Raw genomic sequence first — 14,682 nt, 5'->3', positions numbered from 1 at the left:
AAACTCAAGTTACATAAAGAGCTATGATTGGAAAACTATAAAAATGAGGTCTACAATAGAAGATGAGGAGTTAAGCAAATAAATAATTTAGTGGATTATAAATTGGTTAGCAGACAAGGGAGCGATAAGTATGTTAGAAAAACAATTTTTCAAAAAAGTATTTAGTCATTCATTTTCAATACCTGTCAGAGTGAATTTTTGGGATGGAACATTCGAAATTTATGGAGTTGGCGAGCCTCAAGTAACAATTACGTTTCATGAAAATATCCCAATCAAAGAAATTCTTAATAATGCTTCAATTGCATTGGGCGAAGCCTATATGGATAAAAAAATTGAAATAGAAGGTTCCTTAGAAGAGTTAATTGCATCCGCCTATGAAAATGCAGAAAGTTTTATGTTAAAAAAAGATTTCCGTCAGTATTTACCAAAGATGTCACATTCTGAGCAAAAAAGTAAGAAAGATATCCAAATGCATTATGATTTAGGAAACGATTTTTACAATTTATGGTTAGACAAAACGATGACCTACTCATGTGCGTATTTTAAAAACCCACAAGATACCTTAGAAGTTGCTCAACAAAACAAAGTGGAACACATCTTAAATAAACTCGACTTGAAAGAAAATGAAACGTTGTTAGATATTGGATGTGGGTGGGGGACTTTAATTCTGACAGCTGCAAAAAAATATCAAATACAAGCAACGGGTATCACCTTAAGTAAAGAGCAATTCCGATACATTAATAGCAAAATTAAAGACGAAAATTTAGAAGAACTTGTAACGGTTAAATTAGAAGATTATCGCAAATTAAAAAATGAAACCTTTGATCATATTACAAGCGTGGGAATGGTTGAACATGTAGGGCAAGAAAATTTAGGTATCTACTTCAAAGATGTTTATGAATTATTAGCACCAAATGGAACAGCTTTAATTCATGGGATTTCAAGACAACAAGGCGGTGCCACAAATGGTTGGTTAAACAAATATATTTTTCCAGGAGGCTACGTTCCGGGAGTTGCAGAAATGGTCACACAAATTACTGGAAATGGACTGCAATTAATAGATTTAGAAAGCCTACGTCGTCACTATCAAAAAACAACAGAAATTTGGGATGAAAACTTTAAAAAGCAATTGCCAGAAATACGCAAAATAAAAGACGAACGCTTTATTCGAATGTGGGATCTATATTTGCAAGCTTGTGCTGCTTCGTTTAAATCAGGCAATATTGATTTAATTCAGTACTTAGTGACTAAAGGAGCCAATAATGATTTGCCAATGACACGAGAATATATGAATCCATAGTAGATGATAAAAACGATTAATCTAGCCAAGGTTAATCGTTTTTTTTAATATCTTTGAAAACAAAAAACTAGAAAAGCACCAAGACTAATAAAAGGAGCAAAAGGAAGTTTATCATTTAGTGAAAAGAACAGTCGCTTTCGACTGATAAAAATTGCTATTAATGCAAAAAAACAACTAATAATAATGGCTACTAATATTCCTTGGAAACCTAAGAGCCAACTTAACACAAAGTAAAATTTAATATCGCCACCACCTAACCCTTCATGAGTTACAAAAGAAATACTAAGTAATAAAAAGAGAATAAAAATAGAATTTAACGCACTGTGAAACCAATTAAAATCATCTAAATACCAACATTCTAAAAGAATGATAACTAAAAATAAAAGCATTAAAGAATTTGGCAAAATAAAATAAAATAAATCCGTTAGGCTAAAGATTAAACTAAAAAAAATCAAGGTCCATGCAATCAAAAGCTCTAAAGGTTGACTTTTAAATAAGAAAAAAGAGAAGACAACAAGAACTCCTGTTGAAAATTCTATTAATAAGTAATAAAAAGGAATAACAGATTGACAAATTAAACAGCGACCTTTTTGAATAATATAAGAAAAAACGGGAATCAAAGAAAGAATAGGCAGTGTCGTTTTACAATGCTCGCAATGAGAACGAGGGCGAATGATAGATTGATTTAATGGTATCCTCAAACTAATTACTAAAATAAAAGATCCAAAACAACACCCAAAAATCCAAAGTAATATTAAAAACAACATGAAACTTCACTCCAATCTTAATAACTATCCTAGCTATACTATACGAAAAACAAGGAGTTTTCATTTAAAATAGTGTTAAAAAAAAAGAATAGTAAAAAAAACTGTTTTTTTATTAAAATAGGTTGACAAATATTAAAGGAACATGGTATGCTTTCTAAGGTGCTTTTGTAGACAGATTCCTGTAAATCAGTCGTTCTGACTGTTACAAGGGCCATCATTAAAACACTGATGGGAAAAGGTTGCAATTATAGCAATTATTTTTTTGCAAAAAAAGGAACCACCTGGATGTGTGGACTTAGAATGATAACATAGGGAAGGAGGAAACTAAAAATGCCTACTATTAATCAATTAGTACGTAAACCTCGTAAAGCAAAAATGGAAAAATCAGATTCTCCAGCTTTGAATAAAGGTTACAACAGCTTCAAAAAATCACAAACAAACACTAGCTCACCTCAAAAACGTGGTGTGTGTACTCGTGTAGGAACTATGACTCCTAAAAAACCTAACTCAGCGTTACGTAAATACGCGCGTGTACGTTTGTCAAACTTGCTTGAAGTAACAGCTTATATTCCAGGTATCGGACATAACTTACAAGAACACAGTGTGGTTCTTATTCGTGGTGGACGTGTAAAAGATTTACCAGGAGTTCGTTATCACGTTGTACGTGGTGCTTTAGATACTGCCGGTGTTACAGATCGTAAACAAAGCCGTTCTAAATATGGAGCTAAAAAACCAAAAGCTTAAACTAAAACTTATGAACTATAAAATGACTATTATCGAAAGGAGGAATTTGGATGCCTCGTAAAGGTCCTATTACTAAACGTGATGTGTTACCTGATCCAATGTATAATTCAAAATTAGTAACTCGTTTAATTAACCGTTTAATGGTTGATGGTAAACGTGGAAAAGCTGCTACTATTCTTTATAGCTCTTTTGATGTTATTAAAGAACAAACTGGCAATGATCCTATGGAAGTTTTCGAACAAGCAATGAAAAACATCATGCCTGTTCTTGAAGTTAAAGCTCGTCGTGTTGGGGGTTCTAACTATCAAGTCCCTGTCGAAGTTCGTAGCGATCGTCGTACTACTTTAGGTTTACGTTGGTTAGTAAACTACTCTCGCTTACGCGGAGAAGATACTATGGAACAACGTCTTGCTAAAGAAATCATGGATGCAGCTAACAATACTGGTGCTGCAGTTAAAAAACGTGAAGATACTCATAAAATGGCAGAAGCGAACAAAGCGTTTGCTCACTACCGTTGGTAAAATTTTCTCTTTAAAAGGTCTCTGCTATTGTAGTAGAAGGCCTTTGATTGAGAATTTTATAACATTATCGAGTCTTCCTTCTTATCAAGTTACTAAGATATAGAGAGGAGTTAAAAATAATTATGGCAAATAGAGAATTTTCTCTAGAAAAAACTCGTAATATCGGTATCATGGCTCACGTTGATGCAGGTAAAACTACAACAACAGAGCGTATTTTATACTATACTGGTAAAATCCATAAAATTGGTGAAACGCATGAAGGTGCATCACAAATGGACTGGATGGAACAAGAGCAAGAACGTGGTATTACAATTACATCTGCTGCAACAACAGCTGAATGGAAAAATTACCGTGTAAACATTATCGATACTCCTGGACACGTGGATTTCACAATTGAAGTTCAACGTTCTCTACGCGTATTAGATGGTGCTGTAACTGTTCTTGACTCACAATCAGGAGTAGAGCCTCAAACTGAAACAGTTTGGCGTCAAGCAACTGATTATAAAGTTCCACGTATTGTTTTCTGTAACAAGATGGATAAAATTGGTGCAGATTTCTTATATTCAGTAAATTCATTACACGAACGTTTACAAGCCAATGCACATCCAATTCAATTGCCAATCGGCGCTGAAGACGATTTCACTGGTATTATCGACTTAGTTAAAATGAAAGCTGAAATCTACACAAATGACTTAGGAACAGATATCCAAGAAACAGATATCCCTGAAGAATATGTAGAAGCCGCTACTGAATGGCGTAAAAAATTAATCGAAGCAGTTGTTGAAACTGATGAAGAATTAATGATGAAATATCTTGACGGTGAAGAAATCACTGAAGAAGAATTAAAAGCGGGTATCCGCCAAGCAACAATTAACGTTGAATTCTTCCCAGTAATGGCTGGTTCTGCCTTTAAAAATAAAGGGGTTCAATTAATGCTTGATGCAGTTCTTGATTACCTACCATCACCACTTGATGTTGATGCTATTAAAGGAATTGATGTTAAAACAGAAGAGGAAACGACTCGTCCTGCTGACGACTCAGCTCCATTTGCTTCATTAGCATTTAAAGTAATGACAGACCCATTTGTTGGTCGTCTAACTTTCTTCCGCGTGTACTCTGGTGTTCTTGAAAGTGGTTCATATGTTTTGAACGCTTCTAAAAATAAAAAAGAACGTGTTGGTCGTATTCTACAAATGCATGCAAATACACGTAAAGAAATCGATAAAGTTTATTCAGGAGATATCGCTGCTGCTGTTGGTCTTAAAGACACAACAACTGGTGATACATTATGTGCGTTAGAAGCGCCAGTTATTCTTGAATCTATCGAATTCCCAGAACCAGTTATCCAAGTTGCTGTTGAGCCTAAATCAAAAGCTGACCAAGATAAAATGGGTATTGCATTACAAAAACTTGCAGAAGAAGATCCTTCATTCCGCGTTGAAACAAACGCTGAAACTGGTGAAACTGTTATCTCGGGTATGGGTGAATTACATTTAGATGTATTAGTAGACCGTATGCGTCGTGAGTTTAATGTGGATGCTAGCGTAGGTGCTCCTCAAGTATCTTACCGTGAAACATTCCGTGGTTCTACAAAAGCAGAAGGTAAGTTCGTTCGTCAATCGGGTGGTAAAGGTCAATACGGTCACGTATGGATTGAATTTACACCGAATGAAGAAGGAGCAGGCTTCGAATTTGAAAACGCAATTGTCGGAGGGGTTGTTCCTCGTGAATACATTCCTGCTGTTAAAGCTGGTTTGGAAGGTTCATTAGACAATGGGGTTCTTGCTGGATATCCATTAGTAGATATTAAAGCAAAACTTTATGATGGTTCTTACCATGATGTCGATTCAAATGAAACTGCCTTTAAAGTTGCCGCATCAATGGCCTTAAAAGCAGCTGCTAAAAAAGCAAATCCTGTAATTCTTGAACCAATGATGAAAGTAATTGTTACAGTACCAGAAGATTACCTAGGTGATATTATGGGACACATTACTGCTCGTCGTGGACGTGTTGAAGGTATGGAAGCTCATGGTAACTCACAAATCGTTAATGCGATTGTTCCTTTAGCTAACATGTTTGGATATGCGACAACATTGCGTTCATCAACACAAGGACGTGGAACATTCATGATGGTATTTGATCATTATGAAGATCTACCAAAATCAATTCAAGAAGAAATCATCAGCAAAAACGGTGGCAACTAAGCTCTGCTTAGTCTTTCGTTTCTAACGGTTGATTTTCTTTGAAACAACCTATATAATTTCTTATAAACAGTGAAAAGAGTTTGCTCTATTTGTTGTTTATAACAAAAATAAAAATCTATAACTCAATACGAGGAGGAAATATTAAAATGGCAAAAGAAACCTTTGATCGCTCAAAAGCCCATGTTAACATCGGTACTATCGGACACGTTGACCATGGTAAAACAACTTTAACAGCTGCAATTGCAACTGTATTATCAAAACACGGTGGCGGTTCAGCGCAAAACTACGCTGATATCGATAACGCTCCTGAAGAAAAAGAACGTGGTATTACAATTAATACTTCACACATCGAGTATGAAACTGAAACTCGTCACTACGCACACGTAGATTGCCCAGGACACGCGGATTATGTTAAAAACATGATCACTGGTGCTGCACAAATGGATGGAGCTATCTTAGTAGTATCTGCTGCTGATGGTCCAATGCCACAAACTCGTGAGCACATCTTACTTTCTCGTCAAGTTGGTGTTCCATACATCGTTGTTTTCTTAAACAAAGTTGACATGGTTGATGACGAAGAATTATTAGAATTAGTAGAAATGGAAGTTCGTGATCTATTAACAGAATACGATTTCCCAGGTGATGACACTCCAGTTATCGCTGGTTCAGCACTTAAAGCTCTAGAAGGCGACGCTTCATACGAAGAAAAAGTTCTAGAATTGATGGCTGCTGTTGATGAGTATATTCCTACTCCACAACGTGATACTGAAAAACCATTCATGATGCCAGTTGAGGATGTATTCTCAATCACTGGACGTGGTACTGTTGCTACAGGCCGTGTTGAACGTGGTGAAGTACGTGTTGGTGAAGAAGTTGAAATCGTTGGTATCACTGAAGCACCTACTAAAACAACTGTTACAGGTGTTGAAATGTTCCGTAAATTATTAGATTACGCACAAGCTGGAGATAACATTGGCGCATTACTACGTGGTGTTGCTCGTGAAGATATCGAACGTGGTCAAGTATTATCTAAACCAGGTACAATCACTCCACATACTAAATTTAAAGCTGAAATTTATGTATTATCAAAAGAAGAGGGTGGACGTCACACTCCATTCTTCACTAACTACCGTCCACAGTTCTACTTCCGTACAACTGACGTTACTGGTGTTTGTGAATTACCTGAAGGCGTTGAAATGGTAATGCCTGGAGATAACGTTACTATCGACGTTACTCTTATCAACCCAATCGCTATCGAAGCAGGAACTAACTTCTCAATCCGTGAAGGCGGACGTACAGTTGGAGCCGGCGTTGTAGCTGAAATCGAAGCATAGTCAAAACTTAAGCAATTAAGTTTTCAAAATAAGATGAATCAAACATCTCGAAAAATACTCTAGTCATTGCCTTTGTGCAATGCGTGCCCATCCGAGAAAAAGACCTGCTATTGTATAAATAGCAGGTCTTTTTATTTTTAAATTAAAATAGTTCACATTTAAATTTCATTTATTTGTCATAAATGTGATAAACTGGTACATAGAACAAACAACTAGGGGGATAAGATATGAATGAAGCGAAAATTGATTGGGATAATTTAGGATTTAACTATATCAAAACAGATGAACGCTACTTGTCTTATTGGAAAGATGGTCAGTGGGATAATGGCAAGCTAGTGACAGACAACCAAGTCCATATTAGTGAAGGTTCAACAGCTTTACATTATGGTCAAACATGCTTTGAAGGCTTGAAGGCATATCGATGCAGAGATGGATCAATCAATTTATTTCGACCAGACGAAAATGCGAAACGAATGCAAGCGAGTTGTAGAAGATTGTTGATGCCAGAAATCCCTGTAGAAACATTTATAAATGCGTGTAAGCAAGTTGTTAAAGCAAATGAACATTTTGTACCTCCTTATGGAAGTGGAGGTACATTATATTTAAGACCATATATGATAGGGATAGGGGATAATATTGGAGTACATGCAGCACCGGAATATTTATTTTCAATATTTTGTATGCCGGTGGGGGCTTATTTTAAAGGGGGCATTGTTCCGACTAATTTTATTGTTTCAACGTATGATCGAGCTGCTGGAAACGGGACGGGAGCTGCTAAGGTTGGTGGGAACTATGGTGGAAGTTTACTACCAGGTAAAGAAGCCCATGATCGGGAATTTAGTGATTGTATCTATTTAGACCCTCAAACACATACAAAAATTGAAGAAGTCGGCTCAGCTAACTTTTTTGGAATAACAAAAGAAAATCAATTTGTCACACCTATTTCTCCGTCGATTTTGCCAAGCATTACAAAATATTCATTGCTTTATTTAGCGGAAAACAGACTAGGTTTAGAGGCGATAGAAGGAGACGTGTATTTAGATCAGTTAAATCAATTTAAAGAAGCAGGAGCATGTGGGACAGCAGCGGTGATTTCTCCGATTGCGGGTATCCAAGCAGGAGCTGATTTCCATGTTTTTTACAGTGAAACAGAAGTTGGCCCTGTAACTCAACGATTATACGAAGAGTTGACGGGGATACAATTTGGTGATATCGAAAGTCCGGCAGGTTGGGTAATGAAGGTATAAAAGTTAGAATTAGCAAAGAAGTTTTCTTTGCTAATTCTTTTATTTAATAAAAGGTTTGTGGAAGCTTAAGTAAATTTAAAGAGTTTTACTTGTATAATACATAAGATGAACAAACAAGGAGGCTTCTTTATGGTAAATAAAAAATGGATTTATCGATTAATGGTTCTTTTATTCTTTTCTCTCGTTTATTTTACGGAAAATAGGTATCAATTTTTAATCTTAAATGTGGGGCTTGCTTATATCCCGCTTGAAATCGCTTGGCTATATGCTAAAAATAAACAAAAAATGGTTTCAATTGTTTTGCTTATTAGTTGGCTCTTATTTTATCCAAATGCATTTTATATGCTGACAGATTTCTTTCATCTGTCAGCAGTGGGGATGACAATTAGTAGTCCGGATGTCTATTTTCATTTTTCATTATTAACAGCTGGAATCATGTTAGGCGTTTTTATGGGATTTGAAAGTTTAACAGCTGTTGCTACGAAATTAAAAGAAACTATATTTGGAAATAACCTTCTTCTTTTGAGTGGCTTTTACGTTATTATATCTCTATTAAGTGCTTATGCTATTTATTTAGGGCGATTTTTACGCATCCATACTGTTTACTTGCTTACAGATTTTATAGGTACAATGCGGACTGTCGCTGAAACAGTGGATTCAGAAATGATTCATTTTGTTGGTGTCTTTACGCTGTTGCATTTATTTGTTTTATTTTTATACCAGATGGCAAAAATAACTCCTTCTAAAAAAGGGGAATAACATTCCAAGTGGAACCCTTTTCAAAATGAGGAATAAAGAAATTAGAAAAAACCTAGATAAATCAACAGAAAAAGCTTGTAATTTATGTGTGTTCTTTGTATAATGATAAAGGTGCTGAATTTGTAGAGCAAATCGCACTGAGGTAATTCGAAAGAATACCTGCGGCTATGAAACGAGAGGTTGTGACACACCCGGCCGCTTTGTCACGGAAGGGCGTGCCAGAAATTTTCGTGGAGCAATGTCTAATTTCTTAAGAATAGGCGAAGGAGGGAAAACAAAAATGGCAAAACAAAAGATTCGTATCCGTTTAAAAGCGTATGAACACCGTATTTTAGATCAATCAGCGGATAAAATTGTAGAAACAGCAAAAAGAACTGGTGCTAGCGTGTCTGGTCCAATTCCATTGCCAACTGAAAGAACACTCTACACTGTTATTCGTGCGACTCATAAATACAAAGATTCTCGCGAACAATTCGAAATGCGTACTCACAAACGTTTAATCGATATCGTTAATCCAACACCAAAAACTGTTGATGCATTAATGAAACTTGATTTACCAAGTGGCGTAGACATCGAAATTAAACTGTAATACCCCGCAAGACAAAAAACTAAACTAATTATAATGGAGGTGTACTCATGACCAAAGGAATCTTAGGAAGAAAAGTAGGAATGACGCAAGTCTTCACTGAAAATGGTGAATTAATCCCAGTAACAGTAATCGAATCTACTCCAAACGTTGTTTTACAATTAAAAACAATGGAAAACGATGGATACGAAGCAGTTCAAGTGGGTTACCAAGATAAACGTGAAGTATTGTCAAACAAACCTGCTAAAGGTCATGTAGCAAAAGCAAATGCTACTCCTAAGCGCTTCATTCGTGAATTTAACGATGTAGAGCTTGGAGAATACGAAGTAGGACAAGAAATTAAAGTTGATGTATTTGAAGCAGGAGACATCGTTGATGTCACAGGGACTTCTAAAGGTAAAGGTTTCCAAGGCGTTATCAAACGTCACGGACAAAGCCGCGGCCCAATGGCCCACGGTTCTCGTTACCATCGTCGTCCTGGTTCAATGGGTCCAGTTGCTCCTAATAGAGTATTTAAACGTAAATTATTACCAGGTCGTATGGGTGGAAATCGTATTACGATTCAAAACCTTGAAATCGTCCGTGTTGACGTAGAAAAAAATGTTATCTTAATTAAAGGTAATGTTCCTGGAGCTAAAAAATCGTTAATCCAAATCAGAACTGCTCTTAAATCAGCAGCTAAATAATAGAGAAGAGAGGAGGAACTAAGGAATGGCTAATGTAGCATTATTTAAGCAAGACGGTACACAAAACGGCGAAGTTACTTTAAACGACGCGATTTTCGGTATCGAACCAAACGAAAACGTTGTTTTTGATGCAATCATCATGCAACGCGCTTCATTAAGACAAGGAAATCACTCGGTTAAAAACCGTAGTGCTGTCCGCGGTGGTGGACGTAAACCATGGCGTCAAAAAGGAACTGGTCGTGCTCGTCAAGGGTCAATCAGATCTCCACAATGGCGTGGCGGTGGCGTTGTCTTCGGACCAACACCTCGTTCATACAGCTATAAACTTCCTAAAAAAGTTCGTCGTTTAGCGATTAAATCTGTTCTTTCTACTAAAGTAGCAGAACAAGACCTAATCGTTGTTGACGCATTGAACTTTGATGCACCAAAAACAAAAGAATTTGCACAAGTGTTAAAAAATCTTAACGTTGATTCAAAAGTATTAGTTGTTGTTGAAGACACTAACGACTTTGCAACATTATCAGCACGTAACATTCCAGGAGTTACAGTAGTAGCTCATGACAACGTTACTGTACTAGATGTTGTTTCAAACAAAAAAATGATTTTAACACAGACTGCTCTTACTAAGGTAGAGGAGGCTCTTCAATAATGAATGTACGTGACATAATTTTACGCCCAATCATCACTGAGAAATCAATGCTTGTTACAGATGACAAGAAATACACTTTCGAAGTAGATGTTCGCGCTAATAAAACGTTAGTAAAACAAGCAGTTGAAGAAATTTTCGATGTTAAAGTTGAAAACGTAAATATCATGAATGTACGTGGGAAATTAAAACGTATGGGTAAATACGCTGGATACACTAAAAAACGTCGTAAAGCTATCGTAACTTTAACAGCTGAATCTAAAGAAATTCAATTTTTTGAAGCTTAATTAAAAGCTTAAAAATAAATATCGGGAGGGAAAACACTTGGGAATTAGAAAGTATAAACCTACCACAAACGGTCGTCGTAATATGACTGGTTCAGATTTCGCTGAAATCACTTCAACAACGCCTGAAAAGACTTTGTTAGAATCAACTAAAAAAACTGCTGGCCGTAACAATAATGGTAGAATTACTGTTCGTCATCATGGTGGTGGTCACAAACGCCAATACCGTGTGATTGACTTCAAACGTAACAAAGACGATATCGCTGGTATCGTAAAAACAGTTGAATATGATCCAAACCGTTCAGCTAACATTGCCCTAATTCACTATACTGATGGTATTAAAACTTATATCATTGCACCAAAAGGAATTGAAGTAGGTCAACGTGTCTTCTCTGGTAAAGACGCAGATATCAAAATCGGAAACGCATTACCATTGGAAAATATTCCAGTAGGTACTGTTATCCACAATATTGAAATGAAACCTGGTAAAGGTGGACAATTAGTTCGTTCAGCTGGAACAAGTGCTCAAGTACTTGGTAAAGAAGGCAAATACGTATTAGTTCGCTTAAACTCTGGTGAAGTTCGCATGATCTTAGCAACATGCCGTGCAACAATCGGTTCTGTTGGTAACGAACAACATGAACTAATCAATATTGGTAAAGCAGGTCGTTCACGTTGGATGGGCAAACGTCCTACAGTTCGTGGATCTGTAATGAACCCTAACGATCACCCACACGGTGGTGGTGAAGGTAAAGCTCCAATCGGACGTAAAGCTCCAGTTTCTCCTTGGGGTCAACCAGCTCTTGGTTACAAAACTCGTAACAAAAAAGCTAAATCAGATAAATTTATCGTTCGTCGTCGTAAAACTAAATAAAAATAATGTTAACTGGCGACAAGCCAGTTAGCAACCGAATAGAAGGAGGTTCAACCATGGGACGTAGTTTAAAAAAAGGACCTTTTATTGATGAGCACCTAATGAAAAAAATGGATGCTCTCGCTGAAAGTGAAAAAAAACACGTTGTTAAAACTTGGTCACGCCGTTCAACAATTTTTCCAAGCTTTGTTGGATACACTATTGCAGTATATGATGGACGTAAACATGTGCCAGTATATATTCAAGAAGATATGGTAGGCCACAAACTAGGTGAATTTGCACCAACAAGAACATACCGCGGACATGCTGCGGATGACAAAAAAACTAGACGTTAATATCGAGGGGAGGATTACTCATGTCAGAACAAATTACAGCAGCTAAAGCAACTGCAAATACTGTTCGCATTTCAGCTCGAAAAGTTCGTTTAGTTATCGATCTTATCAGAGGAAAAAGCATAGGAGAAGCAATTTCAATCTTGAAATTCACTCCAAATGGTGCTTCAGTACCTGTTGAGAAAGTACTAATGTCAGCAGTAGCTAATGCAGAACACAACTACGATTTAGACGTAGAAAACTTAGTGATTAGCGAAGCTTATGCAAACGAAGGACCAACAATGAAACGCTTCCGTCCACGTGCAAAAGGTTCAGCTTCACCAATTATGAAACGTACAAGCCACATTACAATCGTGGTATCAGAAAAAAAGGAGGGGTAATCAGTGGGTCAAAAAATTAATCCAATAGGTTTGCGTGTTGGCGTTATCCGTGATTGGGATGCTAAATGGTATGCAGAAAAAGAATATGCTAACTATTTACACGAAGATTTACGTATCCGTAAATACATTGCTAAAAACCTAAGCGATGCAGCTGTTTCAACCGTTGAGATTGAACGTGCCGCTAACCGCGTAAACGTATCAGTACACACTGCTAAACCAGGAATGGTTATCGGTAAAGGTGGTTCTGAAGTTGAATCGTTACGTAAAAACTTAAACCAATTAACAGGTAAACGAGTTCACATCAACATCGTTGAAATCAAAAAACCTGATTTAGATGCTAAATTAGTAGGCGAAGGAATTGCACGTCAATTAGAAAACCGTGTAGCATTTCGTCGTGCTCAAAAACAAGCAATTCAACGCACAATGCGTTCTGGCGCTAAAGGGATCAAAACGCAAGTTTCTGGTCGTTTAAACGGAGCAGACATCGCACGTGCGGAAAGCTATTCTGAAGGAACTGTACCTCTTCATACATTGCGTGCCGATATCGATTACGCATGGGAAGAAGCAGACACTACTTACGGTAAACTAGGCGTTAAAGTTTGGATTCACCGTGGAGAAGTACTTCCTACAAAAAAGAACGCTGAGAAAGGAGGGAAATAATCATGTTAGTACCTAAACGTGTTAAACACCGTCGTGAGTTTAGAGGTAAAATGCGTGGTGAAGCAAAAGGTGGAAAAGAAGTAACTTTTGGTGAATGGGGTTTACAAGCTGTAGATTCACATTGGATTACTAACCGTCAAATCGAAGCAGCCCGTATTGCCATGACTCGTTATATGAAACGTGGTGGGAAAGTATGGATTAAAATCTTCCCTCATAAATCATATACTGCAAAAGCAATCGGAGTTCGTATGGGTTCTGGTAAAGGAGCACCTGAAGGTTGGGTAGCACCAGTAAAACGCGGCAAGATCATGTTTGAAATTGACGGCGTATCAGAAGAAGTGGCTCGCGAAGCATTACGCTTAGCATCTCACAAATTACCAGTTAAAACTAAGATTGTAAAACGTAAAGAAATTGGTGGTGAATCGAATGAAGGCTAATGAACTTAAAGAGTTATCCACTGCTGAAATGGTTGAAAAAGAGAAAGAATATAAAGAAGAATTATTCAATCTACGATTCCAATTAGCGACTGGTCAATTAGAAAATACTGCTCGCTTAAGTGAAGTTCGCAAATCGATTGCACGCATTAAAACTGCGTTACGTCAAAGTGAATTACAAAAATAGTTGAGACTAGTAAGCAAAGGAGGCCACATCTAAATGAGTGAAGAACGTAACCAACGTAAAGTTTACCAAGGACGTGTTGTTTCTGACAAAATGGATAAAACCATCGTTGTTGAAATTGCAACTTATAAAAAACACGGCATCTATGGTAAACGTGTAAAATACTCTAAGAAATTTAAAGCGCATGATGAAAATAACGCTGCAAAAACTGGAGATATCGTAAAAATTATGGAAACTCGTCCATTATCAGCTACAAAACGTTTCCGTTTAGTAGAAATTGTTGAAGAAGCAGTAGTTATCTAAAACAAATTTTGATGAGACAAAGAGATTTCTAATTCCGAAAGGAGGATACTGAAGTGATCCAACAAGAAAGTCGTTTAAAAGTTGCTGATAACTCAGGCGCTCGTGAAGTCTTAACTATTAAAGTTTTAGGCGGATCTGGCCGTAAGACTGCGAACATTGGTGATGTAATCGTGTGTACTGTTAAACACGCTACACCAGGTGGCGTTGTCAAAAAAGGTGAAGTTGTACGTGCAGTAATCGTTCGTACTAAAACAGGAGCTCGTCGTGCAGACGGTTCTTACATTAAATTTGATGAAAATGCTTGTGTTATCATCCGTGATGACAAGAGCCCACGTGGAACACGTATCTTTGGACCTGTTGCTCGCGAATTACGTGACAACAACTTCATGAAGATCGTTTCACTAGCTCCAGAAGTTCTTTAATATACAACCATCCAT

At 37.0% G+C, this 14,682-nt stretch carries 20 protein-coding genes; 19 read left to right on the top strand and 1 reads right to left on the bottom strand.

Annotated elements, in window-relative coordinates:
• Nucleotides 1–130: 130 nt before the first annotated feature.
• Complete coding sequence (locus AC07SW_RS06485) at nt 131–1,300, top strand: SAM-dependent methyltransferase (RefSeq protein WP_034572155.1); 1,170 nt, start codon at nt 131–133, stop codon at nt 1,298–1,300.
• Between the two features lie 44 nt (nt 1,301–1,344).
• Here the strand turns inward: AC07SW_RS06485 and AC07SW_RS06480 are convergent, their stop codons facing one another.
• The gene (locus AC07SW_RS06480) at nt 1,345–2,067 is read right to left on the bottom strand and encodes a prepilin peptidase (RefSeq protein ID WP_135022717.1); all 723 of its coding nucleotides are present in this window, start codon (nt 2,065–2,067) and stop codon (nt 1,345–1,347) included.
• 330 nt (nt 2,068–2,397) lie between these two features.
• Between AC07SW_RS06480 and rpsL the strand changes: the two genes are divergently transcribed.
• The 18 genes from rpsL (at nt 2,398) to rplN (ending at nt 14,667) form a co-directional block, all read left to right on the top strand.
• Entirely contained in the window at nt 2,398–2,811 is a 414-nt protein-coding gene (gene rpsL / locus AC07SW_RS06475) for a 30S ribosomal protein S12 (protein ID WP_034572150.1), read from the top strand.
• 50 nt (nt 2,812–2,861) lie between these two features.
• Nucleotides 2,862–3,332, top strand: a complete 471-nt coding sequence (gene rpsG, locus AC07SW_RS06470) for a 30S ribosomal protein S7 (RefSeq protein WP_034572147.1) — start codon at nt 2,862–2,864, stop codon at nt 3,330–3,332.
• A 122-nt stretch (nt 3,333–3,454) separates the two neighbouring features.
• Nucleotides 3,455–5,536 carry an elongation factor G gene (fusA, locus tag AC07SW_RS06465; protein ID WP_034572145.1) on the top strand — a complete coding sequence of 694 codons (2,082 nt, stop codon included), beginning with the start codon at nt 3,455–3,457 and terminating at the stop codon, nt 5,534–5,536.
• Nucleotides 5,537–5,682: 146 nt separating this feature from the next.
• On the top strand, nt 5,683–6,870 hold the full coding sequence (tuf, locus tag AC07SW_RS06460) for an elongation factor Tu (protein WP_034572142.1): 1,188 nt from the start codon (nt 5,683–5,685) through the stop codon (nt 6,868–6,870).
• A 227-nt stretch (nt 6,871–7,097) separates the two neighbouring features.
• Nucleotides 7,098–8,117, top strand: a complete 1,020-nt coding sequence (locus AC07SW_RS06455; protein WP_119907485.1) for a branched-chain amino acid aminotransferase — start codon at nt 7,098–7,100, stop codon at nt 8,115–8,117.
• 129 nt (nt 8,118–8,246) lie between these two features.
• A complete protein-coding gene (locus AC07SW_RS06450; protein ID WP_034572136.1) occupies nt 8,247–8,876 on the top strand; it encodes a DUF1361 domain-containing protein in 630 nt (209 codons plus the stop codon).
• 280 nt (nt 8,877–9,156) lie between these two features.
• Nucleotides 9,157–9,465 (top strand): 30S ribosomal protein S10, encoded by a 309-nt coding sequence (gene rpsJ, locus AC07SW_RS06445; protein ID WP_010052046.1) that lies wholly within the window; start codon nt 9,157–9,159, stop codon nt 9,463–9,465.
• Between the two features lie 47 nt (nt 9,466–9,512).
• On the top strand, nt 9,513–10,148 hold the full coding sequence (rplC, locus tag AC07SW_RS06440; RefSeq protein WP_034572134.1) for a 50S ribosomal protein L3: 636 nt from the start codon (nt 9,513–9,515) through the stop codon (nt 10,146–10,148).
• A gap of 25 nt (nt 10,149–10,173) precedes the next feature.
• Nucleotides 10,174–10,797, top strand: a complete 624-nt coding sequence (rplD, locus tag AC07SW_RS06435) for a 50S ribosomal protein L4 (RefSeq protein WP_034572132.1) — start codon at nt 10,174–10,176, stop codon at nt 10,795–10,797.
• Nucleotides 10,797–11,081 carry a 50S ribosomal protein L23 gene (rplW, locus tag AC07SW_RS06430; protein ID WP_034572128.1) on the top strand — a complete coding sequence of 95 codons (285 nt, stop codon included), beginning with the start codon at nt 10,797–10,799 and terminating at the stop codon, nt 11,079–11,081. Before rplD ends, rplW begins: the two co-directional genes overlap by 1 nt.
• Before the next feature lie 37 nt (nt 11,082–11,118).
• Nucleotides 11,119–11,952, top strand: coding sequence for a 50S ribosomal protein L2 (rplB, locus tag AC07SW_RS06425; protein ID WP_034572125.1), 834 nt, complete (start codon nt 11,119–11,121; stop codon nt 11,950–11,952).
• 56 nt (nt 11,953–12,008) lie between these two features.
• Complete coding sequence (rpsS, locus tag AC07SW_RS06420) at nt 12,009–12,287, top strand: 30S ribosomal protein S19 (protein WP_034572123.1); 279 nt, start codon at nt 12,009–12,011, stop codon at nt 12,285–12,287.
• A 20-nt stretch (nt 12,288–12,307) separates the two neighbouring features.
• On the top strand, nt 12,308–12,664 hold the full coding sequence (rplV, locus tag AC07SW_RS06415; protein ID WP_034572121.1) for a 50S ribosomal protein L22: 357 nt from the start codon (nt 12,308–12,310) through the stop codon (nt 12,662–12,664).
• 3 nt (nt 12,665–12,667) lie between these two features.
• Complete coding sequence (rpsC, locus tag AC07SW_RS06410; RefSeq protein WP_034572119.1) at nt 12,668–13,324, top strand: 30S ribosomal protein S3; 657 nt, start codon at nt 12,668–12,670, stop codon at nt 13,322–13,324.
• Nucleotides 13,325–13,326: 2 nt separating this feature from the next.
• Nucleotides 13,327–13,761: a 50S ribosomal protein L16 gene (rplP, locus tag AC07SW_RS06405; RefSeq protein ID WP_034572116.1), complete on the top strand. Its 435-nt coding sequence runs from the start codon at nt 13,327–13,329 to the stop codon at nt 13,759–13,761.
• The gene (gene rpmC / locus AC07SW_RS06400; RefSeq protein WP_034572113.1) at nt 13,751–13,945 is read left to right on the top strand and encodes a 50S ribosomal protein L29; all 195 of its coding nucleotides are present in this window, start codon (nt 13,751–13,753) and stop codon (nt 13,943–13,945) included. The genes rplP and rpmC overlap by 11 nt, the downstream gene beginning before the upstream one ends.
• A 33-nt stretch (nt 13,946–13,978) precedes the next feature.
• The gene (gene rpsQ / locus AC07SW_RS06395) at nt 13,979–14,245 is read left to right on the top strand and encodes a 30S ribosomal protein S17 (RefSeq protein WP_034572110.1); all 267 of its coding nucleotides are present in this window, start codon (nt 13,979–13,981) and stop codon (nt 14,243–14,245) included.
• 53 nt (nt 14,246–14,298) lie between these two features.
• Entirely contained in the window at nt 14,299–14,667 is a 369-nt protein-coding gene (rplN, locus tag AC07SW_RS06390; RefSeq protein WP_034562452.1) for a 50S ribosomal protein L14, read from the top strand.
• Nucleotides 14,668–14,682: the final 15 nt, after the last annotated feature.

Source organism: Carnobacterium sp. GW821-FHT04C06 (assembly GCF_059420345.1).
Note: the sequence above shows the minus strand (reverse complement) of the source record. Positions and strands in the feature narration are given on the sequence as shown.

Bases quoted from the DNA above. Each gene is read 5' to 3' on its own strand.
- AC07SW_RS06485 (WP_034572155.1), top strand. From the start codon at position 131: ATGTTAGAAAAACAATTTTTCAAAAAAGTATTTAGTCATTCATTTTCA.
- AC07SW_RS06480 (WP_135022717.1), bottom strand. From the start codon at position 2,067: ATGTTGTTTTTAATATTACTTTGGATTTTTGGGTGTTGTTTTGGATCT.
- rpsL (WP_034572150.1), top strand. From the start codon at position 2,398: ATGCCTACTATTAATCAATTAGTACGTAAACCTCGTAAAGCAAAAATG.
- rpsG (WP_034572147.1), top strand. From the start codon at position 2,862: ATGCCTCGTAAAGGTCCTATTACTAAACGTGATGTGTTACCTGATCCA.
- fusA (WP_034572145.1), top strand. From the start codon at position 3,455: ATGGCAAATAGAGAATTTTCTCTAGAAAAAACTCGTAATATCGGTATC.
- tuf (WP_034572142.1), top strand. From the start codon at position 5,683: ATGGCAAAAGAAACCTTTGATCGCTCAAAAGCCCATGTTAACATCGGT.
- AC07SW_RS06455 (WP_119907485.1), top strand. From the start codon at position 7,098: ATGAATGAAGCGAAAATTGATTGGGATAATTTAGGATTTAACTATATC.
- AC07SW_RS06450 (WP_034572136.1), top strand. From the start codon at position 8,247: ATGGTAAATAAAAAATGGATTTATCGATTAATGGTTCTTTTATTCTTT.
- rpsJ (WP_010052046.1), top strand. From the start codon at position 9,157: ATGGCAAAACAAAAGATTCGTATCCGTTTAAAAGCGTATGAACACCGT.
- rplC (WP_034572134.1), top strand. From the start codon at position 9,513: ATGACCAAAGGAATCTTAGGAAGAAAAGTAGGAATGACGCAAGTCTTC.
- rplD (WP_034572132.1), top strand. From the start codon at position 10,174: ATGGCTAATGTAGCATTATTTAAGCAAGACGGTACACAAAACGGCGAA.
- rplW (WP_034572128.1), top strand. From the start codon at position 10,797: ATGAATGTACGTGACATAATTTTACGCCCAATCATCACTGAGAAATCA.
- rpsS (WP_034572123.1), top strand. From the start codon at position 12,009: ATGGGACGTAGTTTAAAAAAAGGACCTTTTATTGATGAGCACCTAATG.
- rplV (WP_034572121.1), top strand. From the start codon at position 12,308: ATGTCAGAACAAATTACAGCAGCTAAAGCAACTGCAAATACTGTTCGC.
- rplP (WP_034572116.1), top strand. From the start codon at position 13,327: ATGTTAGTACCTAAACGTGTTAAACACCGTCGTGAGTTTAGAGGTAAA.
- rpmC (WP_034572113.1), top strand. From the start codon at position 13,751: ATGAAGGCTAATGAACTTAAAGAGTTATCCACTGCTGAAATGGTTGAA.
- rpsQ (WP_034572110.1), top strand. From the start codon at position 13,979: ATGAGTGAAGAACGTAACCAACGTAAAGTTTACCAAGGACGTGTTGTT.